Origin of the sequence: Curtobacterium sp. VKM Ac-1376, from assembly GCF_015351025.1 — a bacterium.
In the GTDB taxonomy this organism is placed as follows: domain Bacteria; phylum Actinomycetota; class Actinomycetes; order Actinomycetales; family Microbacteriaceae; genus Curtobacterium.
Window position 1 is genome coordinate 282,559 of sequence record NZ_JADKRV010000001.1, and the last position, 23,263, is coordinate 305,821.

Sequence of the window (23,263 nt, forward strand, 5' to 3'; positions counted from 1 at the left end):
CGGTGGCGCAGTGCCGCGGTGGCGCGTGGCGCGTGGCGCGTGGCCGTGTGGTGCGAGGTTCCGTACTCGGTGGGAGCCCGCGGCCCTCGCACGGACCACGGAACCTCGCACGGAGCGACGGGGAGTCCGCGAGCCCGCGGATCCCCGGGTCAGGGCACCTGGCGCGACCCGTGGCGGTCGTCCGCCGGGTCCGGCACGCGCACGGACAACCCCATCGGGTCGATGCGCGACCGGAAGGCGATGACCTCGCCGACAGGGTCGCCGTCGATCTCGAACTCGTCCGGACGCTCGAGCCGCGCCGTGAACTCCTGCCCGCGCAGGTAGCGCAAGGGGCGTTCCTCACGCGACTTCGACACGATCTTCTGGCCCACGGCCGTCTTGCCGAGCGACGAGCGACGGAAGGCCCGCAGGATCCCGTTCTCCCAGAACACCCGGGCGCCGATCCGGACCCAGCCGAAGAAGCCACGGGGACGCATCACGGCTATGTCGAACACACCGTCGTCGATCTCGGCGTCGGGCAGCAGGATCGCCCCGGCCTGCAGCATGCCGCAGTTGCCCACGATCAACGAGTGTGCGCGGAGCGAGTGGTTGCTGTCGTCGTCGAGCCGGTAGCGGAACTCGAACGCGTTGGCGTCGCGGACCGAGCGGAACAGCGAGTCGACGTAGGCGAGCCATCCGACCTTCTTCTTCAGCTCGGGACGGGTGTTCACGAGCATCCGGGCGTCGAGCCCCAGGCCTGCCATGACGAGGAAGCCGAAGCGTTCACGTTCGCCGCCCGGGCGCTCGATCTTGAGCATCCCGAAGTCGATACGGCGGTCGTCGCCGTGGAAGATCGTCCGAGCGCTCGCCTCGAGGTCGTCGAGGGGCAGCTTCATGTTGCGGGCCAGCAGGTTGCCGGTCCCGCTCGGCAGCAGCGCGAGGGTGGCACCGGCCTCGTGCACGACCTCGGCGACCGCCCGGACCGTGCCGTCACCGCCAGCAGCGGCGACGACGTCCGCACCCGCCTCGAGCGCGGCGCGGGTCATGCCGCCGCCCGGGTCCTCCTCCGACGTCTCGAACCACAGGGTCTCAGCCCAGCCGGCCTCCTGCTGGTGCTGGTCGACGGTGCGCTTGAGGGTCGGCAGGTGGACCTTGACCGGGTTGTACACCACCGCGGCCGTCCGCTGCTCGGTGGGGAGGGCGTCCTGGTCCGCGGGCGCGGTCTCCGAAGGGGTCGACATACGTCCACGCTACCGACCGATGCTGCGTGCGGGTGCCCCCGTCTAGAATGGGGCGGTGATCGATCCACAGCTGCTTCGCGACAACCCGGACGTCATCAAGGCTTCACAGCAGGCGCGTGGTGCCTCCGTGGCCGTCGTCGACGAGGCCGTCGCCGTCGACTCCGCCCGCCGCAGTGCGATCACCTCGTTCGAGTCGCTCCGCGCCGAGCAGAACGCCTTCGGCAAGACCGTCGCGAAGGCCCCGAAGGACGAGAAGGCCGCGCTGGTCCAGCAGGCGCAGACGCTTGCCGCCAGGGTGAAGGAGGCCGGGGCCACCGTCACCGCGGCCGAGGACACCTTCAACACCGTCGTCCGCGGTATCCCGAACGTCGTGCTGCCCGGTGTCCCCGAGGGCGGCGAGGACGACTTCGTCACGCTCCGCACCGTCGGCACCAAGCCGGAGTTCGACTTCGAGCCGAAGGACCACGCCGACCTCGGCGAGCACCTGGGCATCATCGACATCCCGCGCGGCGTCAAGGTCTCCGGCTCGCGCTTCTACTTCCTGCGCGGCATGGGCGCCCGGCTCGAGATCGCGCTGATGTCGCTCGGCCTCGACCGCGCGATCGCCGCCGGCTTCGAGCCGCTCATCACCCCCACGCTCGTCCGCCCCGAGACCATGGCCGGCACCGGGTTCCTCGGTGAGCACGCGGCCGAGGTCTACCGGCTCGAGGCCGACGACCTGTACCTGACCGGCACGAGCGAGGTCGCCCTCGCCGGGTTCCACGCCGACGAGATCCTGCCACTCGAGGAAGGCCAGGCCCACCGCTACGCCGGCTGGTCGACCTGCTACCGGCGTGAGGCCGGTTCGGCGGGCAAGGACAACCGCGGCATCCTCCGCGTGCACCAGTTCAACAAGCTCGAGATGTTCGCCTACGTCCACCCGGACCAGGCCGAGGCCGAGCACGAGCGCCTGGTCGGCCACCAGGAGCGGATGCTCCAGGACCTCGGGCTCCACTACCGCGTGATCGACGTCGCCGCCGGTGACCTCGGCACGAGCGCCGCCAAGAAGTACGACATCGAGGCGTGGGTCCCGACGCAGGGCACCTTCCGTGAGCTCACTTCGACGTCGAACTGCACGACGTACCAGGCCCGTCGCCTCGACATCCGGTACCGCACCGAGAGCGGCAAGACGGCCCCGGTCGCAACCCTGAACGGCACCCTCGCCACGACGCGCTGGATCGTCGCGATCCTCGAGACGCACCAGCAGGCCGACGGGTCGGTCGTCGTGCCCGAGGTGTTGCGCCCCTACCTCGGCGGCGTCGAGGTGATCGAGCCCCGATGAGCACCCAGGGACGGTTCGTGGACAGCACCGCACCGAGCGGGGGCACTGACGCGCCCGCCCGCACCAAGCGCTGGCTGGTCGCGCTCGACATCGACGGAACCACCATGCGCGAGGACGGTGTCGTCACCGACGCCGTCGTCGCCGCCGTCCGTGACGCCGAGGCCGCCGGGCACGAGGTCATGCTCTCAACCGGCCGCAGCGAGGGCATGACCGTGCCCCTGCTCGAGACCCTCGGCATCCGGCCGGAGTACCTGGTCTGCGCCAACGGTGCGCTCATCCTGGCCCGTCGCTCCGACGGCTCCTACGAGCGTGAGCACGTCGAGCGCTTCGACCCGTCCGAGGTGCTGCAGACCATCCATGGATCGCTCGAGAACGCAGCGTTCGGCGTCGAGGACGAGACCGGGCACTTCCTGCTCTCCGGCAACTTCCCCGACGACACGATGACCGTCGAGGGCGAGCACGTGCCGTTCGAGCAGCTGCTCGGCGTCGAGGCCACCCGCGTCGTCGTCATCTCGCCCGGCCACGACACCGAGGACTTCCTGCAGATCGTCGAGCAGATGGGCCTGCACAAGGTCTCGTACTCCGTCGGCTGGACGTCGTGGCTCGACATCGCCCCCGAGGGCGTCACCAAGGCCACCGCCATGGAGCGCGTGCGTGAGTGGCTCGACATCCCGCGTTCGCGCGTCTTCGCCGCGGGTGACGGCCGCAACGACATCGACATGCTCCGCTGGGCCTCGACCTCCGGTCGCGGTGTCGTGATGGGTCAGGCGCCCGAGGACGTCGTCGACGCCGGCAACGAGCTCACCGGTGGCATCAACGACGACGGCCTGGCAGCGGCGCTCGACTCCCTGCCCCGCTGACGCGGGCGCGGGCCGGTGCTCGGCGCCGGTTGTTCGTGTGGTGCGAGGTTCCGTACTCGGTGCGGGGCTTCGCTCCCCGCACCGAGTCGGCAACCTCGCACCGTTCGGGCGCGGGCGCGCGGGACCTCGCACGGTGCGAGGGCGCGGCGCCGCTAGTCCGCCTCCGCGCGCACCCCTGCCTGGAGGCCCGGGTAGACTTCCCGGGACGCGATCACGTCTCGCCACGTGGTCGCGTCACTGGAGGGTTGTCCGAGCGGCCGATGGAGCCTGTCTTGAAAACAGGTGGGCAGAGATGTCTCGTGGGTTCGAATCCCACACCCTCCGCGATGGACACCCGCTTGCGCCCACTCCGCCTCGACGACGCGGCAGTGCTGGCGGACGTCATCAGCGCGAGCGCCGACCACCTGCGGCCGTGGGAACCGAGCCGAGCACCCTCGTACTTCACGGAGTCCGGCCAGCGGGACGTCATCACGCAGGCCCTCGCCGCGCAGCGTGCCGGAAATGCCGTGCCGTTCGTCATCGAGTCGACCGACGGGGAACTGCTCGGCCGCATCACGCTGAACGGTGTCGCCCGCGGTGCCCTGCAGTCCTGCGCGATGGGGTACTGGATCCGTGCCGACCGGACGCGGCAGGGGCACGCGTCCCGTGCCGTCCGGGCCGCGGCTGACCACGCGTTCGACGTGCTGCGACTGCACCGCGTGCAGGCCGAGACCCTGCCCGAGAACGTCGGCTCGCAGCGTGCGCTCGAGTCCGCCGGTTTCACCCGCTACGGCTTCGCGCCGGAGTACATCAAGATCGACGGGGTCTGGCGTGACCACGTCATGTTCCAGCTCCTCGCGCCGACGCCGACGCCGGCCCCGTGATCGAGGTCGTCGAGTACCGACCGGGCTGGCCTGAGCGGTTCCGGCAGCTGCACGATGCGTACGCCGCCGCGCTCGACGACGCCGACGTGCCGTTCCGGAGCATCGAGCACGTGGGCAGCACCTCCGTGCCGGGCTTGGCGGCGAAGCCCGTGCTCGACGTCGACGTCGTGGTCGACGCTGCCGGCGTCCCGGCTGCAGTGGCGGCGATGGCGAGGATCGGCTTCGAGCCGCGCGGTGAACTGGGGGTTCCGGGGCGGCAGGCGTTCGGAGCCCCGGACCGTTTCGCCCCGACGAACACCTACGTCGTTGCAGCCGGGTCGCTCGCGCTGCGGAACCACCTGGCCGTCCGCGATGTGCTGCGTGCCGACCCGGCGCTCCGCGACGAGTACGCCGCCGTGAAACGCCGGGCGGCCGCCGAGGCCGAGGACATCGACGACTACATCGAGCGCAAGAGCGAGGTGCTGGGGCGGATACTGCGTGTCGGCGGCTTGTCCGACGCGGAGTGCGCGGACATCACCACCACGAACCGCCGGATCACCGACCGAGGCGCCGGCGGTTGACCGTCGCGCTCACCGAGTGAGCTGCTGCGGGTCCCAGTGGTGAAGCGATCACGAACCCGGGTGTTCGTGAACCAGAACCGTCAGCGCTCCGTCGAGTACGGTCGACCCATGACGATGCCAGCCGGTGGTGGGGGATGGGTTCCGAAGTCGCCGAGGGGGAAGAAGATCCTCGCGACGTGCGACGTGCGTCGTCGTCGCGGCACCGATCGTGCTCGCCTTCATCATCTTCACCGGGCTCGTTGGCGGCCTGCGCTGACCTCGCCCTGACCCTGACCCAGGCGCTGGCGAGCATCGGGTAGAGCGCGGTGAGCGGGGCGCTCAGGCCAGCACGGACGTCACGGCTGACCTGGTCGGCGAGGACCTCGTGCTCGCCCGCCTCGACCGCGTCCCAGATCGCGCGGACGATGTCGGCGGGGTCGGACTTCTCGACGTCGAGGTCGGCGATCATGCCGGTGTCGGTGGTGCCGAGGTGGGCGCCGACGACCTGCGTGCCCTGGGGAACGAGCTCGAGGCGCAGGGAGTTCGTGATCGACCAGAACGGGGCCTTCGACGCCGAGTACGCGCCGGCGAGGGCGACCCAGCTCAGCGCCGAGTGCACGTCGATCAGCGCACCGCCCGCGATCGAGGGGGCGAAGGCCTTGGCGACGCGGAGTGTGCCGAAGACGTTCGTCGCGAAGACGCGCTCGACCTCTTCGACGGAGACGTCGACGAGCGGGTCGGCGCCGGCGATCCTGGCGCGCGCCTGAGCGCCGCTGTGGAGCACGCGTCCTGAACGCGACCAGCTGACGGACGGGAGGGCGGTGGCTGCGCCCGCCCCGCGCCTCCCCACCGGCACGGCCGGTCCGCCGCTGGCGCGTCCGTCCGGAACCGGCGGCGTAGACCCCCAGGCTGTCTGGTGGGTGCGTCAGCGACGCACGTCGCACCCGCAACTCGCGCCGAGGACCAACTCGGCGGGCACCAGGTCACGGTGCCACTGGTTGTCCGCGTCGAGGCCGAGCACGCGGTCGACCGCGGCGACCGCCATCGTCTCGATCGGCTGTCGGACCGTCGTGAGCTGCGGGTTCGTGTAGTCCGCCTCGGCCGCGCCGTCGAACGACACGATCGCGACGTCCTCGGGGACCCGGAGACCGAGTTCCCACAGCGCCCGCATCACGCCGATGGCCTGCATGTCGGAGCTGACGAAGACGGCTCGCGGTCCGGTGCCGTCGGCGAACATGCGGAGTCCTGCCTCGTACCCGCCGCGCCGCGTGAAGGCGGTGCGGACGATGGGGCCGTCGGGGAGCCCGGCGTCGCGGAGGGCGCGCATCCATCCCTGCTCGCGCAGTTCCATCGAGCCGGTGTGGCCCATCACGAGGCCGATCGACCGGTAGCCGTGCTCGACCAGGTGCCGGGTGCCGTCGTGGGCGCCACGGAGGGCGTCGACACCGATGCTGGCGTACTCGGGGACCTCGAAGAACGTGTTGAGCAGGACCATCGGCAGGCCCGGGTCGGTGACGGTGGACAGGTCCGGTCGGGTCATGATGCTCGTGACGATGATGCCGTCGACCTGGCGGGCGGAGAGACTGCGGAGCCGCTCGCGCTCCTGGGCGGCGTCGCCGTCGCTGTTGGCGAGCAGGACGTCGTACCCACGCGCGGCGGCGGCGTGGGTGACCGCGACGGCGAGCTCGGACCAGAACGGGTTGTCGAGCTCGGGGACGATCAGGCCGAGCATCTTCGACGACCCGGTGCGCAGGGCCTGGGCGCTCGCGTTCGGGCGGTAGCCGAGGACCCGGATGGCCTCGCGCACCCGGGCGGCGGTGGCGTCGGCGACGGGGCGCGGTCCGTCGTGCACGACGTAGCTGACGACGGAGGTACTGACTCCGGCGTAGCGGGCGACGTCCGCACGGGTGACCGCCCTCGGGTTCGTCGGGACGGTCACGGGTGCCACCTTCGTCGGGTCCGGGAGTGCCGTTCGGGTGCCGGCCCACGACGGACCGGCGCCCGAAACGACACGTGTTACTCGGACGCGATCGTAGCCGACGGTGCAGCGCAGGCCGACGCTGCAGCGCCCGCCGCCGCGTTCGCCGTCTCGGGGGCGTCGCCGAAGTCCGGCACCTCGAGGCGGGCGCCGCCCTGCAGAGCCGACTGGTGGGCGATGATGCCGGGCAGGGTGAAGCGGGCGGCGGTCCAGGCGTTCACGGGCGGCAGGGTCCGGTCGACGACGGCGCGGACGAAGTCGTCGGCGAGGAACTGGTGGCTGCCCTCGTGGCCGGTCGGCACCCCGTCGTACTCGGACGGCAGGCGGTCGGTGTCGTGGACCTCGGCGTAGCCGGACACGAACGCCTCGCGAAGGGACGGGTCGACGTCTGCCAGGCGCGGGTCGTCGAGCGACATCGTCGCCTGCGTGTTGATCTTGTCGCTGATGTCGTGCGAGTCCTCCTTGTCCTGCCAGACGCTGGTCTTCGCGAGCTGCTCGAAGCTGGCCTCGGTGCCGAAGTAGCGGAACCGTGACTCGCGGATGTGCGACGGGTAGCCGACGCGACGCATCTCGTTGATGCGCATGACGCCGCCGTTGTCGAGCTCGAACAGGGCGGTGGCGTTCGAGAAGTCGTTGTCGAACTGGCTGAGGTCCTTGTCGAAGACGCCGTCACCGCGGTCGTCCTTCACGCCGATGCAGCTGACGCTGACCGCGTGCCCGGGGATCGCGCCGAGGACCCCGCCGACCGAGTGCGTCGGGTAGAGCATGGGCGGGTAGCTGGCGGTGCGCTTCCAGTCGTCACCACCGCTGTACTGGTACGCGGCGTAGAAGCCGAGGTCCATGTCGTGCACGTAGTCGCCCTCGGAGTAGAACACCCGGCCGAAGGCCCCGTCGGCGACCTGCTTGCGGGCGAACACCGTGGCGGGGTTGTAGTAGCTCGTCTCGCCCATCATGTAGGTGAGCCCGGTCTCGCCGACGGCCTGGATGATGTCGCGGATCTCGTCGACGGAGATCGCCATCGGGACGGCGGAGTAGACGTGCTTGCCGGCGCGCAGGGCCTTGACCACGAGCGGGCCGTGGGTCCAGCGCTGCGTGAAGATCGCGACGGCGTCGACGTCCGAGGCGAGCACCGCGTCGAAGTCGGGGAACGTGCCGTCGAGGTGCTGCGTCTCGACGAGTTCGGACGCGCGCTCGTCGACGAGGTCCGTGACGTAGACGCGGTCGACGTCGGGGTGGAGCTTGAACAGCTTGGCGAACTGGGGGGCGAACTGGCCCGCGCCGACCATGCCGACAGAGATCATCAGTGACCTTTCCAGGGTGTGGGATGCGTCGCCGAGCGGGTCGCTCCGATGCGATCGAGGGCCATCCTGACACACCTCGTCTACACGTGACAACCGCTGGTGATACCGGCTGCTTCGGTCGGCGTTGCAACGACTCCCCACGTGTAGATCCACACGATCCTCCGGGAGCGGTGCGATGAGCTGTCTCGACACTGACCGGTGCGCTGTGCGGACGACGCGTTGACCCCTCCGAGGACCGCGAACCAGACTGCAACGGATGACTTCCCTCACCTCACTCGTCTACATGTCGGTCGCGGTCGACGACCTGACCGATGACCAGCTGGTCGCGATGCTGCGCGAGGCTCGGCTCCGCAACGACGCCCTCGGCGTCTCCGGACTCCTGCTCGCCAAGGGCGGCCGCTTCATGCAGGTGCTCGAAGGCCCGTCCTGGAGCGTCGAGGACCGTTTCGCCGCCATCGAGCGCGACCCGCGCCACACCGACGTGAAGTCGCTGTCACGCGAGTCCATCGCCGCGCGTCGCTTCGACGGTTGGGCCATGGCGTTCGGCAACCCGACCGCCGACGAGATCCGCGACGAGCCGGGCTTCAGCACGTTCCTCAGCGACCGCAGTGGTCTGCCGACCGGGCTGGCGGGCACGCCCGCCGAGTGGCTCCTCCACTGGTTCCGCGGGCGCGATCTGCGCGATCTGCCGGAGGAGCGGATCTCGCTCGGCCGACACGCGGCCTGAAACCGCGCACCCCTCGGACTGGAGGAGCGGCGCGGACCCGCCCCGCGCCTCCAGGCCGACAGACTGGACCCGTGGAGCGACGTGAGCAGATCCTGGTGGCCGCGGCCGAGGAGTTCGACCGCGTCGGCTTCGCCGGCGCGACCATCGCGGGCATCGCCCGCACCGCTGGCGTCTCGCAGGGCACCCTGCACTTCTACTTCCCGACGAAACTCGCCCTGGCGCTCGGCGTCATCGTCGAGCAGAACGCACGCACCTTCGACGTCGTCAGCCACACCGACAGTTCGCCCGTCGCGGCGCTCATCGGGGCGTCCCGCGGCATCGCTGCGCTCCTGCGGACCGACCCGATCGTGCGGGCGGGGATCCGGCTGTCGCTCGAGCGCGGCGAGTTCCAGGCCGCGACGCTGAGCTTCTACGAGCAGTGGATCGGCGGCATCGTCGACGTGTTCCGCCTGTCCGTCGCGAGCGGCGAGCTCCGCACCGACCTGACGGCGGAGCAGCTCGGCTCGACGGTGGTGCCGTACTTCACGGGAGTGCAGCTCGTGTCCGACGTCCGGACCCGGCGCTCCGACCTGTTCGCGGGGGCGGCGACGATGTGGCGCGTGGTGATCGCGGCGACGGCGGACCCGAGGCACCGTGACCGGCTGCTCGGCGTGGTGGAGGACACCTTCGGGGCCGCCTGACCGCGGCTCGTGCTCGGTGCGTGCGCACCGCACCACACCGCGCACGAGCGATCACGTCAGACGTCGTGGAGCTCGCGGTCGCGGAACCACTTCAGCAGCCACGCGGCGCTCGTCCGGTCGAACGAGCGTGGGAAGTCCATCGTTCCGGAGAGGAACGGGCTGAAGCCCTCCTCGGCCCGGACATCGGCGTCGTCGAGCGCGCGGTGTGCCATCGACCAGCCGTCGAAGCGTCGGCGCTCGATGTCCTCGCGGATGAGCGACTTCACCTCGGTGTGTCGGCGGTCCTTCGCGATCACGGCGAACCGGTCGTCCACGCTCCACGCCGGACCCTCGAGCAGCTGCATGAAGCGACCGCCCTTGGCGAGCAGGAGGCCGGAGACCCCGAGCGCCTCGTTGCGCAGCCGGGACTCGGCGAGCAGCACCGCGAGGGCGTCGTCGTCGAAGGGGACGACGGCGCGACTCATGTAGACGATCGAGACGAGCACGGGTCCATCCTCCTGCCACGAGCCGGATTGCGCGATGTGGATGTCCGCAACGCGACTCCCTGTCAGCCCTGGGGGAGCTCGTGGGCGGTGACGTCCTCGTTGCGCTTCTTCCGCCACGGGCGTGCCGGGGTGTCCGGGCCGTCCCAGACCAGGATCGCCCCCCAGCCCGCCGCGATGAGCGGCACCGAGATGATGGCGCCGGTGATGCCGGCGAGCACGGTGCCGGCGGTCAGGCCGATCAGGATGACCAGGCCGTGCAGCTTGAGCGTGCGACCCATCAGGACCGGCTGCAGGAAGTTGCCCTCGAGCTGGTTCACCACGATCACGATGCCGATCACGATGAGCGCCTGCACGGGGCCGAGCGCGACGAGCGCGACGAGGGCCGCGAGGACGCCGGCCGCGGTCGCACCGACGATCGGGATGAACGCCGTGATGAAGACGATGACGGCCAGCGGCAGGGCGAGCGGGACCCCGACGATCGCGATGCTGACACCGATGCCGATGGCGTCGACCGCCGCGACGGTGGCGGTGCCGCGGACGTAGCCACCGAGGGTCGAGACGACGCGGTCACCGACCCGGCGTGCACGGGCGTACCGCTCGCCGGTGAAGGGGCGGAGCAGGAACTCCCAGATGCTCGGGCCGTCCTTCAGGAAGAAGAACAGCACGACGATCATGAGCACCAGGCCGGTGAGGAAGTTCGCGGTGGCCGAGGCGCCGGCGAGCGCACCCGAGCCGAACTGGGCGCTGGTGACGAAGTCGGTGGCGCCGGCGACGGCGTCGTCGACCTGCTTGTCGGAGATCGAGAACGGCAGGTCCTTCGAGAACTGCTGCAGCTGCTGGAACCCGTCGACGGCGGACTTCTGCAGCTCCGCCCACTGGTTCTCGACCGCGACGACGATGAGCCAGCCGAGCAGACCGAGGACCGCGAGCACGCCGATGAGCACCGTGAGGGTGGCCAGGACCGAGGGCACCCGGTGCTTGCGGAGCCACGACACGACCGGGTGCATGGCCGACGCGATGATGAGCGCGAGGAGCACGGGGATCGTGACGACGCTGAGGATGTTGCTCGCCCAGACGACGCCGGCGATGACCACCACGAGGATGATGAGCTGCAGGCACCGGGTCGCGAGGTGCCCGGCGGAGTCGGACCAGGCCGCCTGGACCCTCGACGGCGTGGGCGGGGTGGTCGGGTGCGGAGCGTCGCGGAAGAACGGCATGTCCGAGACGCTACCCACCGGGGGACCGACGCGCCGCCTGCGCCGGGGCGATCGTCCGTCCGGTGTCGTCTCCGCTGGCGCCCCGGGCTGCCGGGGCGACCACGAACGCGGCGACGAGCAGGGCGGCCGGCACGAGCATCGCGACCTGCAGCCCGAGGTGCTCGCCGACGAACCCGAGCAGCGGGGGCCCCACCAGGAACGCGATGTACCCGGCGGTGGCCACGACCGACACGCGGCGGTCACCCTCGGTGGGATGGTCGCCCGCGGCGGAGATCGCGAGCGGGAACCCGAGGGCGATCCCGAGGCCCCACACACCCGCGGCGACCGCGGTCACGAGTGGGGTCGGGGACAGGACGACGAGCAGGACGCCGACCACACCGACCGCAGCGCAGACCCGGATGACCCGAGCGCGGCCGAAACGGGCGACGAGCGGGGTGCCGGACACGCGTCCGACGAGCATCGCGAGGGCGAAGCCGGTGAACACGAGGGACCCGACGGACTCGGGAGCGTCGTGGTCGGTGGTCATGAGGAGTGGGAGCCAGTCGCTGGCAGCGCCCTCGGCGAAGGCCATCGCCAGGGTGATCACGCCGATGAGCGCGAGTTGCACGGTGAGGACGGACCGGCGGACAGGTGCTGCGACGCCGGCGGTCGCGGCAGCCGCCCGCGGTTTCCACTCGACGTCGCGGGGGACCGGCCGGAGGTTCAGGGCTGCCGTCCCCGCCAGCGCCGCCATGACCGCGGCGCCGAGGAGCAGGTGCACGCCGACCGGGGTCCGCGCCGCCGTCATCGCGATGCCGACCGCACCACCGACGACGGTGCCGAGGCTGAAGCAGGCGTGCAGCACCGGCACCACCGGCCGACCGATCCGCCGTTCGACCGCGGCGGCCTCGACGTTCAACCCGATCTCGGCGACCCCGGCGCCGAACCCGATCAGGAACAGCCCCGCCCAGACCCCGGCAACCGACTGCGCCGGGGCGAGCAGGGCGACGAGCACCATGCCGAGCACCGGCAGGGCCCCGCCGAGCATGATGAGCGGCCGCGTGCCGAGACGCCGCACCAGGGCTCCGGCGGCGAGGATCCCGATCATCGACCCGATCGACAGCCCGAGCAGCACGAGGCCCATCGCCTCGATCGACGCACCGAGCTCGTCGCGGATGGCGGGCGTCCGCGTGATCCACGTGGCGATCCCGAACCCGGTGATCGTCGACGTGGCGAAGAGTGCGAGTCGATGTCGCCCGGCCATGCGACCATCTGATCGGTCCCACGGCAGCCCGTCAAGGGTCGCCGGGCTCCGCGCTTAGGATCGGGCACATGGCGACCGTCCTCCTCGTCCGACACGGACGCACCACCGCGAACGCCACGGGCGTGCTGGCCGGACGCACCGCGGGTGTGCGACTCGACGCCGTCGGGCGGACCCAGGCCGACCGGACCGCGGAGCGCATCGCCGCCGTCCCCGTCGTCGCCGTGGTGTCCAGCCCGCTCGAACGGTGCCGGCAGACCGCCCGCGCGATCCTGGACCGTCAGACTGGCGAACCGGCGTCGCTGATCGAGCGGGCCATCACCGAGGCCGACTACGGGCAGTGGCAGGGCCGGAAGCTCGCCGACCTGGCGAAGGAGCCGCTCTGGCGCACCGTGCAGGCGAACCCGAGCGCCGTCGTGTTCCCCGGCGGCGAGTCGATGCAGACCATGCAGTCCCGCGCCGTCGCGGCCGTCCGACGGATCGACGCCGAGATCGAGGCGGAGCACGGGCCCGGCGCCGTCTGGGTCGCGGTCAGCCACGGCGACATCATCAAGAGCGTCCTCGCCGACGCGTTCGGCATGCACCTCGACCTGTTCCAGCGCATCGGCGTCGGACCGGCCTCGGTGTCCGTCGTGCGCTACGGCGAGCACCGGCCCGAGGTCGTCGCGACGAACACCGAGTCGGGCGATCTGTCCTGGCTCCGCGGTGCCCCTGCCCCGACCGGGGACGCCGCGGTCGGCGGTGGCGCGGGGCACCCGGAACCCGGCACCGGCACCGCTGGCGCCTGACCAGGACCCGACGCCGGGACCGGCCCTGCCAGACCCTGAACGGGCGGAGCCGTGCCCTCCTACAATGCGGGTATGCCCACCATCGTCCACGGCTTCGACTGGCCGGACCGCCTCGTCATCGGCACCATCGGCCGTCCGGGTGAGCGCGCCTTCTACATCCAGGCCCGCTCCGGCAGGCGGGTGACCAGCGTCGCGCTCGAGAAGGAGCAGACCGCGGTGCTCGCCGACAAGATCGACGAGCTCCTCGACGAGGTCGCCACCGTCGACGACAACCGGTTCAGCGTGCCGCCGTCGGTGCCCGTCGAACTGCGGGACGCGGCACCGCTCGACCAGCCGGTCGAGGCGGAGTTCCGCGCCGGCGCCCTGAGCCTGGGCTTCGACCCGTCGACCGCGCAGGTCGTCATCGAGGCGTACCCGATCGACGACGACGTCGAGATCGTGTCCGAGGAGAGCGAGGACGGCCTCGAGATCGAGGCCGTCGTCGAGATCCCGGAGCCCGAGGAGCTGTTCCAGGTGAAGATCCCGGTCGGCACCGCCCGGGCGTTCGTCGAGCGCACCCGTGAGGTCGTCGCCGCCGGCCGTCCGCCCGGCGACGCATGAGCGACGGTTCGCTCTCCATCACGGCGCGCATCCGCGAGGCGTCGAACGCCACCTTCCTCGCCGACCTGGACGGGCACTCCGTCGTCTACAAGCCTGTCGAGGGTGAGCGTCCGCTCTGGGACTTCCCGGACGGCACGCTCGCCGGTCGCGAGGTCGCGGCGCACCTGGTGTCCGAGGCCTTCGGCTGGGGGATCGTGCCGCCGACGTGGATGGGCGACGGTCCGTTCGGGCCGGGCATGGTCCAGCGCTGGCAGGACGTCGACCCGGAGCAGGACGCCGTCGACCTGGTCGCACCCGAGGTCGCCGAGGCGGACGGAGTCGCCTGGCTGCCGGTCCTCGAGGCGATCGACGAGGACGACCAGCCCGTGACGCTGGTGCACGAGGACTCCGAACCCCTGCGCCGGATGGCCGTCTTCGACGTCGTCGTGAACAACGCGGACCGCAAGGGCGGGCACGTGCTCGCCATGCCCGACGGCCACCGCTTCGGCGTCGACCACGGACTGACCTTCCACGTCGAGCACAAGCTCCGGACGGTCCTGTGGGGCTGGATCGGCGAGCCGCTCGGTCCCGACGAGCTCGAGGGCCTGGACCGGGTGTCCGAGGCCCTGCGCGGTGGTCTCGGTGACGAGCTCGCCGAGCACCTGACCGACGAGGAGATCGACACGGTCCGGGCACGCTGCGCCGCCCTGCGCGCCGTCGGGATCTTCCCGCCGCCGCCCGGTCACGGCCCCGCCGTGCCCTGGCCGCTGTTCTAGACGCACCCCGTCCACAGCCTGGAGGATCGTGGCGGGCCCGCCACGGGCCTCCAGGCCGTCCGTCGCCGGTTTCAGAGCCCCCAGTCGTCGCGGAAGAGCGCGCCGCCGGCCCCGCGACGCGAGCCGAGGTACGACCCGACCACGGCGACCCCGAGGTCGTCGTTCTCCGGTGCCACGACCGTGCCGTCCACCCGCTTCGCCATCGCGTCGATGAACCGCGCCAGGCCCGGGTCCTCGCCCAGGCGGAAGAACGTCGTCTGGGCACCGAGGCGTCCGCTGTTCTCGAGCTCCCGCACGGTCAGCGCGATCGTCACCGGGTCCGGCGGGTAGTCGAACCAGACCTGCCCGTTCGGCTCGAGGTGCGAGGTCGGCTCGCCGTCGGTGACGATGAGCAGGACGGGCTGCGCGGTCGGGTGCTTCCGGAAGTGCCGGTTCGCGAGCAGCAGGGCGTGGTGCAGGTTCGTGCCCTTGTCCCACATCGCGTCGAGGCCGACGAGCTGTTCGACGTCCATCACCTCGGCCTCGCGGCCGAACGCGATGAGCTGCAGGTCGTCACCGCGGAACCGAGTCGACACCAGGGTGTGCAGCGCCAGGGCCGTGCGCTTCATCGGGACCCAGCGGTCCTCCATCGCCATCGAGAACGACGTGTCGACGAGCAGGGCGACGCAGGCCTGGGTGCGGGCCTCGGTCTCCTGCACCTCGACGTCGTCGATGGTCAGGCGCACGCCGGCGCCCTGTGGACCGCTGGCCGCCGTCCGGACCACCGCGTTCGTGATCGTGCGGGGAATGTCCCAGGGCTCGGTGTCGCCGAACGCCCACTGCCGTGACGCACCCGATGGTTCGCCGGCGGACCCCGAGCGACGGAGGTCCCGCGCGCCCTGTCGACCGGACATTCGCTGCGCGACGTCCTTGAGCAGGCTCTTGCCGAGCTGCCGCATCGCCTTCGGCGTCAGCCGGAGCTGCCCGTCGGCTCCGCGGCGCAGCGCCCCGGAGTTCCGGAGCGCCTGCTCGAGGCGCTGCAGGGTCTTCGCGTCGACCGCGGCCTCGTCGCCGAGCTGCCGGGACAGCGCGTCGAGGTCGAGGTCGTCGAGCTCCGACCCGGGTCCGGACTGCGCGAGCTGGTCCGCGAGGGCGTCGAGGTCCGCGATGTCCTGGAACACCCCGGTGCCGTCACCGAGCCCGAGGCCCTGTTCGCCGTCGAGCCGCTCCGAGCCGCCCCAGTCCTCGCCGGGGCGCAGTGCGCGCAGGGTGCCGTCGAGCTGGGACAGCTGCCCCATCAGGTCGGGGGAGCCGAACGCCTGCTGGGCGAGCGCGTCGAGTTCGTCGCGCTGTTCCTGTGTCATCGAGTTCCGCATGCGCTGTGCTGCCGCCGCCCGGCCCGCCAGGTCGTCGAGCAGCTCGTCGACGTTCTTCGGGTCCGACGGGAAGTACTCCCCGTGCTGGTCCATGAAGTCGTCGAACTGCTGCTGGGTGTCCTCGCCGCGGGCGTGCGCCTCGAGCAAGGCGTTGAGGTCCTGCATCATCGCGCTGACCGCGGCGCGATCCTGGTCCGTGGCGCCCTCGAGCGCCTGCTTCATGCCGGCGAAGCGCTGGTCCAGGACCTCTCGCCCGAGCAGGTCCTTGATCTCGTCGTACTTCTGGCGGGCGGTCGGGCTCCTCCAGTCGTAGTCGCCCAGTTCCTGCACTGCGGCTGCAGGGGAGGGCGACAGGCTGTCGAGCTGCAGTTCGGCCAGGGCACGGTCACCGTCGCCGAAGTCGACGTTGCGGGCGAGTTCCCCGCGCTCGGCGAGGAGCGCCGCATCGAGGAGCTCGCGCACCTGCTGCAGGGTGCCGTCGAGGTTGTTCCTGCTGGTGAGCTCACGGCGGCGCTCGGCCACCCGGCGGGCCAGGTCGTCGAGGCCGCGCTGCGTCCGACCGCCGCGCCGCAGGAACTCCCGCATCGCCCGCTCGGGCGACGTGCCGCCCATCACGTCCTGCCCGATGGCGTCGAGCGCCTCGGCCAGGTCGACCGGGGCGGCGAGCGGGTCCGGTCCGTCGGTGTACTGGCCGTACCGGGTGTCGCGCGTCAGGCGCCGGTTCTGCCTAGCCATAGACGGCTTCGCCCCCGCCGGACTCCTTGCTGATGCGTCGGGCCAGGAACAGCCCCTCGAGGGCGAGCTCGATCGCGCCAGCCCGCTCGCCGTCGTTCGTCGCGCCCAGGCGCTCGCACACCCGGTCGTACAGGTCCGACTCGCCGATCGACGGCAGGCCCTCGAGGAACGCCCGCGCTCCGACCTGCTCGCCCGTGGTCACCATCGTGCCGCCGTCGAGCGCGTCGACCAGCACGGCGAAGTCGAGGCCCGTGAAGCGGGAGCGCACGGTCTCGGCCGTCGCGGTGCGCAGCAGGTGCGCGAGGACCTCGTCGGCCCGGTCCTCTTCGCCGTTCTCGAACTCGATCTTGCCGCCGAGCACGTCGACCGCGGTCTCGAGGTCGATCGGGCGGGCGACGGCGTCCGGCTCACCCTGCCGCGCTGCGCGGTGCACGGCCGCGGCGGCGACCGTCTCGGCGCCGGCGATCGCGAACCGGGCGCTCACGCCACTGCGCTGGTCGACGGCGCTCGAGCCACGCAGTGCCCGGGTGAAGCGGGCGAGGATCTCGACGATCGCGTCCGGCACCTCGGCCGTCAGCTGCGCCTCCTGCCGGATGACGGCGACCTCGTCGTCGAGCTCGATGGGGTAGTGCGTGCGGATCTCGGCGCCGAAGCGGTCCTTCAGCGGCGTGATGATCCGGCCGCGGTTCGTGTAGTCCTCCGGGTTCGCGCTCGCGACGACGAGCACGTCGAGCGGCAGCCGCAGCACGTACCCGCGGATCTGGACGTCGCGCTCCTCCATCACGTTGAGCATCGCGACCTGGATCCGCTCGGCCAGGTCGGGGAGTTCGTTGATCGCGACGATGCCGCGGTGACCGCGGGGAACGAGCCCGAAGTGGATGGTCTCCGGGTCGCCCAGGCTGCGTCCCTCGGCGACCTTCATCGGGTCGACGTCGCCGATCAGGTCGGCGACGCTCGTGTCCGGCGTCGCGAGCTTCTCGACGTAGCGGTCGTCGCGGTGTCGCCAGCTGATCGGCAGGGCGTCGCCGAGGTCTTCGGCGCGCCGGATGCTCGCGGTGGTGATCGGTTCGTACGGGTGCTCGCCGAGCTCGGAACCGGTGATGACCGGCGTCCACTCGTCGAGCAGGCCCTGCAGGGTGCGGAGCAGGCGGGTCTTGCCCTGGCCGCGCTCGCCGAGCAGGACGACGTCGTGGCCGGCGATCAGGGCGCGTTCGAGCTGGGGGATGACGGTGGTCTCGAAGCCGTGCAGGCCGGGCCACGGATCGGTGCCCTGTCGCAGGGCGGTGAGCAGGTTGTCGCGGATCTCGGCGCGGACCGTCTTCTGGACGTGACCAGAGGTGCGGAGCTCGCCGACCGTGCGGATGTCAGGTCGGGTCACGTTCTGGACGGTACGCCGTTCCGGTCTGGAGGCGCGGTGCCAGCCGCGCACCGCGCCTCCCGTCCCTTGTGGGTTTCCACAGCACTTGCGATCATTGAGATCCCGGCGACGGAGCCGGATTCGAAGTAGGGGGATCCGGCTCCGTCCCCGGTCCCTCGTTCCGCATCCGAACCACATCGGCGACCTCGGCGTACGGTCCCCTTTCGTGAGCAGCGCGAACGCAACCATCAAGAGCCTGGTGCCCGCCAGGATGGACCGACTGCCGTGGACCCGGTTCCACTGGAGCGTCGTCGTGGGACTCGGCATCTCGTGGGTCCTCGACGGTCTGGAGATCCAGATCGTGTCCAACGCGGGGTTCCAGGCCGACCTGAACCTGTCGACGCAGCAGGTGACGTCCCTCGGGACCATCTACCTGGTCGGGCAGGTCGTCGGTGCGCTGGTGTTCGGGCGCATGTCCGACCGGTTGGGGCGCCGCAAGCTCTTCATCCTCACACTGGCGATCTACCTGATCGGTTCCGGCATCGCGGGTCTCGCGCAGGACTTCTGGTTCCTCGCGGCCTTCCGGTTCGTCGCCGGGCTCGGCATCGGTGGCGAGTACGCGGCGATCAACTCCGCGATCGACGAACTCATCCCGGCGAAGTACCGCGGGCACGTCGACATCGCCATCAACGGCACCTACTGGGGTGGTGCGGCGCTCGGCGCGTTCGCGAACATCTACCTGCTCGACACGTCGTACTTCGCCGAGGACGTCGGCTGGCGCATCGGGTTCTTCCTCGGCCCGGTGCTCGGCATCGCGATCATCTTCCTGCGACGGCACATCCCGGAGAGTCCGCGGTGGCTGATGACCCACGGGCGCGAGGAGGAGGCCGAGGCCACCGTCAGCCGCATCGAGGCGTCGGTGGAACAGGCGACCGGCAAGCAACTCCCCGAAGTCGACCGGTCGAAGGCGATGACGGTCACGCCGACCGATCGCGTGGGCTTCCTGACCATCGCGCGCGTGCTGCTGAAGCAGTACCCGACCCGCACCCTCGTCGGCGCGACCATGATGATCACGCAGGCGTTCCTGTACAACGCGATCTTCTTCACCTACGCGCTGGTGCTGACGAACTTCTTCGGGCTGAAGACGGCGGAGACGGCGGTCTACTTCTTCCCGTTCGCGATCGGCAACCTGCTCGGGCCGATCGTCCTCGGGCGTTTCTTCGACACGTGGGGTCGTCGCCAGATGATCTTCCTGACGTACCTGGTGTCGGGGCTCGTGCTCGCCGCCTCGGCGTTCCTGTTCCGCGCCGACGCGATCTCGGCGACGGTGCAGGTGGCGTTCTGGTGCGTCTCGTTCTTCTTCGCCTCGGCCGGGGCGTCGAGCGCCTACCTGACCGTCAGCGAGATCTTCCCGCTCGAGCTGCGGTCGCAGGCCATCTCGTACTTCTTCGCCCTGGCGCAGATCTTCGGCGCGATCGCGCCGGCGATCTACGGCGCCTTCATCGGTGACGGGTCGTCCCGCGAGCCGCTGTTCTGGGGGTACCTGCTCGGGTCCGCTGTGATGATCGGTGGCGGTGTGGTGGCGCTGGTGTTCGGCGTCGATGCCGCCCGGAAGGGGCTGGAGGACGTCACCCAGCCGCTCTCAGTGCTGACCGGCGACGCGAAGGCCGACCGGCGGTGAGGCCCGCAGCGATGCGCTGACATTCTGTATTCAGAGTGTTTAGCGGCGCCGTCGTGGCGCTGTCACTGTGCCTGCATGGCACTCCTCCACAGCGCGACACCGGCGACGATGATCCACGGCAGCGGCAGCATCCCCCGCGGGGGTTCCACTCGTGCGTGAGTCTGGGCTCATGGAGAAGACGCCCATGCGGGCCGGGGCCGGCGGCCTCGATCCCCACGGCCTGCGCCGCAGTCTGCTGCGCGACGCCGTGTTCCTCCGCCTGCTCGACAACGTGCTGCGCGGCGAGTACCGGCGGGGGCAGCGCCTGCGGCTCGACACCATGGCCGAGGACATGCGGGTGTCGCGCACGCCCGTACGGGAAGCCCTGGTCACGCTCGAGTCGTTGCAACTCGTCACCGTGCAGCGGTACGTCGGTGTCGTCATCTCGCAGTGGTCCGTCGACCAGATGATCGAACGCCTGCGGATCGCGCAGACCATGCTCGTCGATCCGCCCTCGTGCTCCGCGGGGTCCGAAGACCGGTTCGACAAGATGTGGTTGCGGGAGTGCTGGACCGAGGCGGGCGCCTTCGTCGAGCTCGGAGCCTGGTACCTGCGGCGGCGGGGGTCGACGGTCAGTGGGGACTGGTTGGAGTCGCAGCGCATCCTGCTCGACATGTTCTTCACCGACGACGTCGCCCTGGCGAACGGGATCGACGCCGTGGTCGATCGGCGACGACGCGTCGACATCGTGGAGCGCGCGGTCGAGGCCGCCGACCGTGACGCCCTCGACGACTGCGCCGCCGCGCTCCTCGACCTGTCCAGTGCCCTGATCGCGCTGCCCGACCGCTTCCGGGTGGTCGTACCGGCCTGACCCGCGGCACCTGCGGATGCGCTCGACGCAGCCGACCGCCGCACCGTCGTCGCCGGCCGCTGCGCCGGAGCCCGCGACGCCGGCAGCTCCGTCTGGTGGCACCGCGTCGTCCGCTGCACCACGCACCCCCTCGGCGACGCCCGAGACCATTGACGGGCCCGAGGGCCAGTTCGCCGACCAGCAGACCTGCTCCAAGGCGTTCGGGTACTGAGCCGGGCGCGGGTGCGGTCGGTCGGCGGGCGTCGCCCCCTCTTCGCGAAAACGACAGTGTGCCACCGAACATCGGCGGCACACTGTCGCTCTGGCGGCACGGTCGGGCCGGATCGGCGGCACAGTGTCGCTTTCGCCGGACTGGCCGTCGCCGAGCGCGGACCGAGCCGTCCCGGTCGAACGACCCCGGAACGCCGAGAACGGAGGCGCGGTGGTGGGCCGCGCCCCCAGGAAGCCGTTCCCCGGCGGGCGCCACGCGATCGGGCGCGCCGGGCCGCACGGGGAACGACGTCGGGTGCTGTGTCGCGACGACGGGAACGAGCCCCGGAACGTGATTGCCGCGTCCCGACGATGCTATGCAGCGGGGTACACGCGGACAACCCCTCGGTGTCCCCACTTCGGGGGACCGCGCTTCCCGGTGCCTGCCACGCCCGGTGCCTGCCACGCCCGGTGCCTGCCACGCCCGGTGTGCGCTCAGGTCGAGAGTGGCGCGGTCCTCCTGTATGGTGGTCGCAGCGCTCGCGAGAGTGCTTGGAGACGTCGCATAGTCCGGCCGAGTGCACCACCCTGCTAAGGTGGAGTCCCCTTTAGGGGACCGAGGGTTCAAATCCCTCCGTCTCCGCACTGCACGAACAGCAGCACGAAACCCCGGTCCGATCGGACCGGGGTTTCGTCGTTCTCGGAGCCGATGCGCTCGGCTCAGACCGTCGCGATGCTCCCCGTCGTCGTGGTCCGCGTCGCTGCACGACCCCGACGCACCGCTCCCATGGCGACGAGCGTCAGCACCACGGCGGCCAGGGTGATCCCGGCACCCGCCCAGATCGGCGACGTGTACCCGAGCCCGGCAGCGATGGTCAACCCGCCGATCCAGGCCCCGAGTGCGTTGCCGAGGTTGAACGCGGCGATGTTCGCCCCGCTCGCCAGGGTCGGCGCGTGGTCGGCGTACTGCATCACCCGCGTCTGCAGGGCCGGCACGGTGGCGAACCCGAACGCCCCCATCAGCACGAGGGCGATCACGGTGAGCACGGGCGAGGTCGCGACGAGGGCGAACACCGCGAGCACCACGGTCAGCACGACGAGCACCACGAGCAGCGTGCGGTCGATGGAGCGGGCCGCGAGCTTGCCGCCCGCGAAGTTCCCGACGAACAGCCCGACACCGAACACGATGAGCAGCCACGGCACCGCCGACGACGGGAACCCGGACACCGAGGTCAGCGTGTAGGCGATGTAGGTGAAGGCACCGAACATGCCGCCGTAGCCGAGCACGGTCATGCCGAGCGACAGCCAGACCTGCCCGGAGCGGAAGGCCCCGAGTTCGCGGGCGAGCGAGGGGACCTCGGTCGAGCGGACGGCGGGGACGAGCACGAGCACACCGACCAGGGCGACGACCCCGATCGCCGCGATGGCCCAGAAGGTCGCACGCCAGCCAGCGGCCTGCCCGAGGAAGGTGCCGAAGGGCACGCCGAGCACGTTCGACGCGGTGAGTCCGGTGAACATCAGGGCGACGGCCGAGGCCCGCTTGGCCCGCTCGACCATGTTCGCGGCGACGACGGAGCCGATGCCGAAGAACGCCCCGTGGCACAGCGCGGCGATGACGCGTCCGGTCATCATCACGCCGTACGTCGGGGCGAGGGCGGACAGGGTGTTGCCGATGATGAACAGCACGAGCAGTCCGAGCAGGACGGGCTTGCGGGGGAGCCGGGTGGTGGCCGCGGTCAGGCCGAGGGCTCCGACGATGACCGCCAGGGCGTACCCGGTGACGAGCCAGCCGGCGGTGGTCTCGGTGACGCCGTAGTCGGCCGCCACCTCGGGCAGCAGTCCCGTGATGACGAACTCGGTGAGGCCGATGCCGAATCCGCCGAGTGCCAGGGCGATGAGTCCCGCGGGCATGGGGTGTCCTTCCGTTGTGCGGTGCAGCTGTACCGCGTACGCTAATTGTTGCGGACGCGGCATATCGATAGTTGCACACGCGGGGTATCCGCGCAAGCAAGTGCCTGTGTCCGCAGCGATCCGAAGGAGCCCCGATGTCCGTCGACGACACCTCCACTGCCGTCCGTGCCCACGGGTGGCGCACGTTGGCGGCGCTGCACGGCCTGATTGAGACGCGACTCGAGCGTGCCCTGCGCGAGGTCGACCTGTCCGTCGTGGAGTTCACGGTCCTCGATGCCCTCCGTCGCCAGGACGGCTTCCACATGCGCATGCAGCAGCTCGCCCGCGCCGCCGCCCTCAGTCCGAGTGCGACGACCCGGCTGGTGAACCGGCTCGAGGAGCGCGCCCTCCTGACCCGCGTCCTGTGCGCCGACGACCGCCGCGGGTTGTACACGGAACTCACGCACGCCGGGGCGGCACTGCTCGAGCGTGCCACCCCGATCCACGCCGAGGCGCTCGAGGGCGCGCTCGCCGAGGCGCACAGGGTCCCCGAGCTCGCCGACCTGGCCGAGTCCGTCGACCGGCTCGAGGGCGCGCGCGTCTGACCTCGGGTCACCTCGCACCCGGCCTGG

At 71.1% G+C, this 23,263-nt stretch carries 23 protein-coding genes and 2 tRNA genes; 15 read left to right on the top strand and 10 right to left on the bottom strand.

The window, feature by feature from the left end:
- Nucleotides 1–149: 149 nt before the first annotated feature.
- Complete coding sequence (locus tag ITJ56_RS01350) at nt 150–1,220, bottom strand: diacylglycerol/lipid kinase family protein (protein ID WP_194626752.1); 1,071 nt, start codon at nt 1,218–1,220, stop codon at nt 150–152.
- A 55-nt stretch (nt 1,221–1,275) separates the two neighbouring features.
- Here ITJ56_RS01350 and serS point away from each other — a divergent pair, with 55 nt between their 5' ends.
- The 5 genes from serS to ITJ56_RS01375 all read left to right on the top strand — a co-directional run bounded on the left by serS (nt 1,276) and on the right by ITJ56_RS01375 (nt 4,824).
- Complete coding sequence (gene serS, locus ITJ56_RS01355; RefSeq protein WP_194626754.1) at nt 1,276–2,541, top strand: serine--tRNA ligase; 1,266 nt, start codon at nt 1,276–1,278, stop codon at nt 2,539–2,541.
- Entirely contained in the window at nt 2,538–3,401 is an 864-nt protein-coding gene (locus ITJ56_RS01360; RefSeq protein ID WP_194626756.1) for an HAD family hydrolase, read from the top strand. Before serS ends, ITJ56_RS01360 begins: the two co-directional genes overlap by 4 nt.
- Before the next feature lie 239 nt (nt 3,402–3,640).
- Nucleotides 3,641–3,725: transfer RNA gene (locus ITJ56_RS01365), tRNA-Ser, on the top strand.
- A gap of 14 nt (nt 3,726–3,739) precedes the next feature.
- On the top strand, nt 3,740–4,264 hold the full coding sequence (locus ITJ56_RS01370) for a GNAT family N-acetyltransferase (RefSeq protein WP_267239009.1): 525 nt from the start codon (nt 3,740–3,742) through the stop codon (nt 4,262–4,264).
- Nucleotides 4,261–4,824, top strand: a complete 564-nt coding sequence (locus ITJ56_RS01375) for a GrpB family protein (protein WP_194626760.1) — start codon at nt 4,261–4,263, stop codon at nt 4,822–4,824. Before ITJ56_RS01370 ends, ITJ56_RS01375 begins: the two co-directional genes overlap by 4 nt.
- Here the strand turns inward: ITJ56_RS01375 and ITJ56_RS18205 are convergent.
- The 3 genes from ITJ56_RS18205 to ITJ56_RS01390 form a co-directional block, all read right to left on the bottom strand.
- Nucleotides 4,799–5,587 (bottom strand): SDR family NAD(P)-dependent oxidoreductase, encoded by a 789-nt coding sequence (locus tag ITJ56_RS18205; protein WP_323749685.1) that lies wholly within the window; start codon nt 5,585–5,587, stop codon nt 4,799–4,801. The two genes, ITJ56_RS01375 and ITJ56_RS18205, sit on opposite strands and share 26 nt — an antisense overlap.
- A 141-nt stretch (nt 5,588–5,728) precedes the next feature.
- Nucleotides 5,729–6,742, bottom strand: coding sequence for a LacI family DNA-binding transcriptional regulator (locus tag ITJ56_RS01385; RefSeq protein WP_323749686.1), 1,014 nt, complete (start codon nt 6,740–6,742; stop codon nt 5,729–5,731).
- Nucleotides 6,743–6,819: 77 nt separating this feature from the next.
- Nucleotides 6,820–8,082, bottom strand: coding sequence for a Gfo/Idh/MocA family protein (locus ITJ56_RS01390; protein ID WP_416354742.1), 1,263 nt, complete (start codon nt 8,080–8,082; stop codon nt 6,820–6,822).
- 256 nt (nt 8,083–8,338) lie between these two features.
- Here ITJ56_RS01390 and ITJ56_RS01395 point away from each other — a divergent pair, with 256 nt between their 5' ends.
- Nucleotides 8,339–8,809, top strand: a complete 471-nt coding sequence (locus tag ITJ56_RS01395) for a BLUF domain-containing protein (protein WP_194626765.1) — start codon at nt 8,339–8,341, stop codon at nt 8,807–8,809.
- A 71-nt stretch (nt 8,810–8,880) separates the two neighbouring features.
- On the top strand, nt 8,881–9,489 hold the full coding sequence (locus ITJ56_RS01400) for a TetR family transcriptional regulator (RefSeq protein ID WP_194626767.1): 609 nt from the start codon (nt 8,881–8,883) through the stop codon (nt 9,487–9,489).
- A 56-nt stretch (nt 9,490–9,545) separates the two neighbouring features.
- Here ITJ56_RS01400 and ITJ56_RS01405 read toward each other — a convergent pair whose 3' ends face one another.
- The 3 genes from ITJ56_RS01405 to ITJ56_RS01415 all read right to left on the bottom strand — a co-directional run bounded on the left by ITJ56_RS01405 (nt 9,546) and on the right by ITJ56_RS01415 (nt 12,434).
- Nucleotides 9,546–9,974 (bottom strand): BLUF domain-containing protein, encoded by a 429-nt coding sequence (locus ITJ56_RS01405; protein ID WP_194626769.1) that lies wholly within the window; start codon nt 9,972–9,974, stop codon nt 9,546–9,548.
- A 62-nt stretch (nt 9,975–10,036) separates the two neighbouring features.
- Nucleotides 10,037–11,191: an AI-2E family transporter gene (locus ITJ56_RS01410; RefSeq protein WP_194626771.1), complete on the bottom strand. Its 1,155-nt coding sequence runs from the start codon at nt 11,189–11,191 to the stop codon at nt 10,037–10,039.
- Between the two features lie 10 nt (nt 11,192–11,201).
- Entirely contained in the window at nt 11,202–12,434 is a 1,233-nt protein-coding gene (locus ITJ56_RS01415) for an MFS transporter (RefSeq protein ID WP_194626773.1), read from the bottom strand.
- 68 nt (nt 12,435–12,502) lie between these two features.
- On the opposite strand from ITJ56_RS01415, the gene ITJ56_RS01420 reads away from it, so the two are divergent.
- The 3 genes from ITJ56_RS01420 to ITJ56_RS01430 all read left to right on the top strand — a co-directional run bounded on the left by ITJ56_RS01420 (nt 12,503) and on the right by ITJ56_RS01430 (nt 14,574).
- Nucleotides 12,503–13,219, top strand: coding sequence for an MSMEG_4193 family putative phosphomutase (locus ITJ56_RS01420; protein ID WP_194626775.1), 717 nt, complete (start codon nt 12,503–12,505; stop codon nt 13,217–13,219).
- A gap of 72 nt (nt 13,220–13,291) precedes the next feature.
- Nucleotides 13,292–13,819 (top strand): DUF3090 domain-containing protein, encoded by a 528-nt coding sequence (locus ITJ56_RS01425; RefSeq protein WP_194626777.1) that lies wholly within the window; start codon nt 13,292–13,294, stop codon nt 13,817–13,819.
- The gene (locus tag ITJ56_RS01430) at nt 13,816–14,574 is read left to right on the top strand and encodes an SCO1664 family protein (RefSeq protein WP_194626778.1); all 759 of its coding nucleotides are present in this window, start codon (nt 13,816–13,818) and stop codon (nt 14,572–14,574) included. The genes ITJ56_RS01425 and ITJ56_RS01430 overlap by 4 nt, the downstream gene beginning before the upstream one ends.
- Before the next feature lie 71 nt (nt 14,575–14,645).
- Here the strand turns inward: ITJ56_RS01430 and ITJ56_RS01435 are convergent, their stop codons facing one another.
- Together ITJ56_RS01435 and ITJ56_RS01440 are read right to left on the bottom strand one after the other, a co-directional pair.
- Nucleotides 14,646–16,664 (bottom strand): VWA domain-containing protein, encoded by a 2,019-nt coding sequence (locus ITJ56_RS01435; RefSeq protein WP_194626780.1) that lies wholly within the window; start codon nt 16,662–16,664, stop codon nt 14,646–14,648.
- Entirely contained in the window at nt 16,657–18,042 is a 1,386-nt protein-coding gene (locus ITJ56_RS01440; RefSeq protein ID WP_194626789.1) for an AAA family ATPase, read from the bottom strand. The genes ITJ56_RS01435 and ITJ56_RS01440 overlap by 8 nt, the downstream gene beginning before the upstream one ends.
- A gap of 205 nt (nt 18,043–18,247) precedes the next feature.
- Between ITJ56_RS01440 and ITJ56_RS01445 the strand changes: the two genes are divergently transcribed.
- From ITJ56_RS01445 to ITJ56_RS01460, 4 genes are all read left to right on the top strand, one after another.
- On the top strand, nt 18,248–19,702 hold the full coding sequence (locus tag ITJ56_RS01445; RefSeq protein WP_323749687.1) for an MFS transporter: 1,455 nt from the start codon (nt 18,248–18,250) through the stop codon (nt 19,700–19,702).
- A 169-nt stretch (nt 19,703–19,871) separates the two neighbouring features.
- Entirely contained in the window at nt 19,872–20,552 is a 681-nt protein-coding gene (locus ITJ56_RS01450; RefSeq protein ID WP_194626791.1) for a GntR family transcriptional regulator, read from the top strand.
- Between the two features lie 16 nt (nt 20,553–20,568).
- Nucleotides 20,569–20,763, top strand: a complete 195-nt coding sequence (locus ITJ56_RS01455) for a hypothetical protein (RefSeq protein WP_194626793.1) — start codon at nt 20,569–20,571, stop codon at nt 20,761–20,763.
- A 532-nt stretch (nt 20,764–21,295) separates the two neighbouring features.
- Nucleotides 21,296–21,384 (top strand) — tRNA-Ser (locus ITJ56_RS01460).
- A 77-nt stretch (nt 21,385–21,461) separates the two neighbouring features.
- Here the strand turns inward: ITJ56_RS01460 and ITJ56_RS01465 are convergent.
- Nucleotides 21,462–22,652 carry an MFS transporter gene (locus ITJ56_RS01465; protein WP_194626795.1) on the bottom strand — a complete coding sequence of 397 codons (1,191 nt, stop codon included), beginning with the start codon at nt 22,650–22,652 and terminating at the stop codon, nt 21,462–21,464.
- Between the two features lie 134 nt (nt 22,653–22,786).
- Here ITJ56_RS01465 and ITJ56_RS01470 point away from each other — a divergent pair, with 134 nt between their 5' ends.
- On the top strand, nt 22,787–23,236 hold the full coding sequence (locus ITJ56_RS01470; RefSeq protein WP_194626805.1) for a MarR family winged helix-turn-helix transcriptional regulator: 450 nt from the start codon (nt 22,787–22,789) through the stop codon (nt 23,234–23,236).
- The last annotated feature ends 27 nt before the right edge of the window (nt 23,237–23,263 follow it).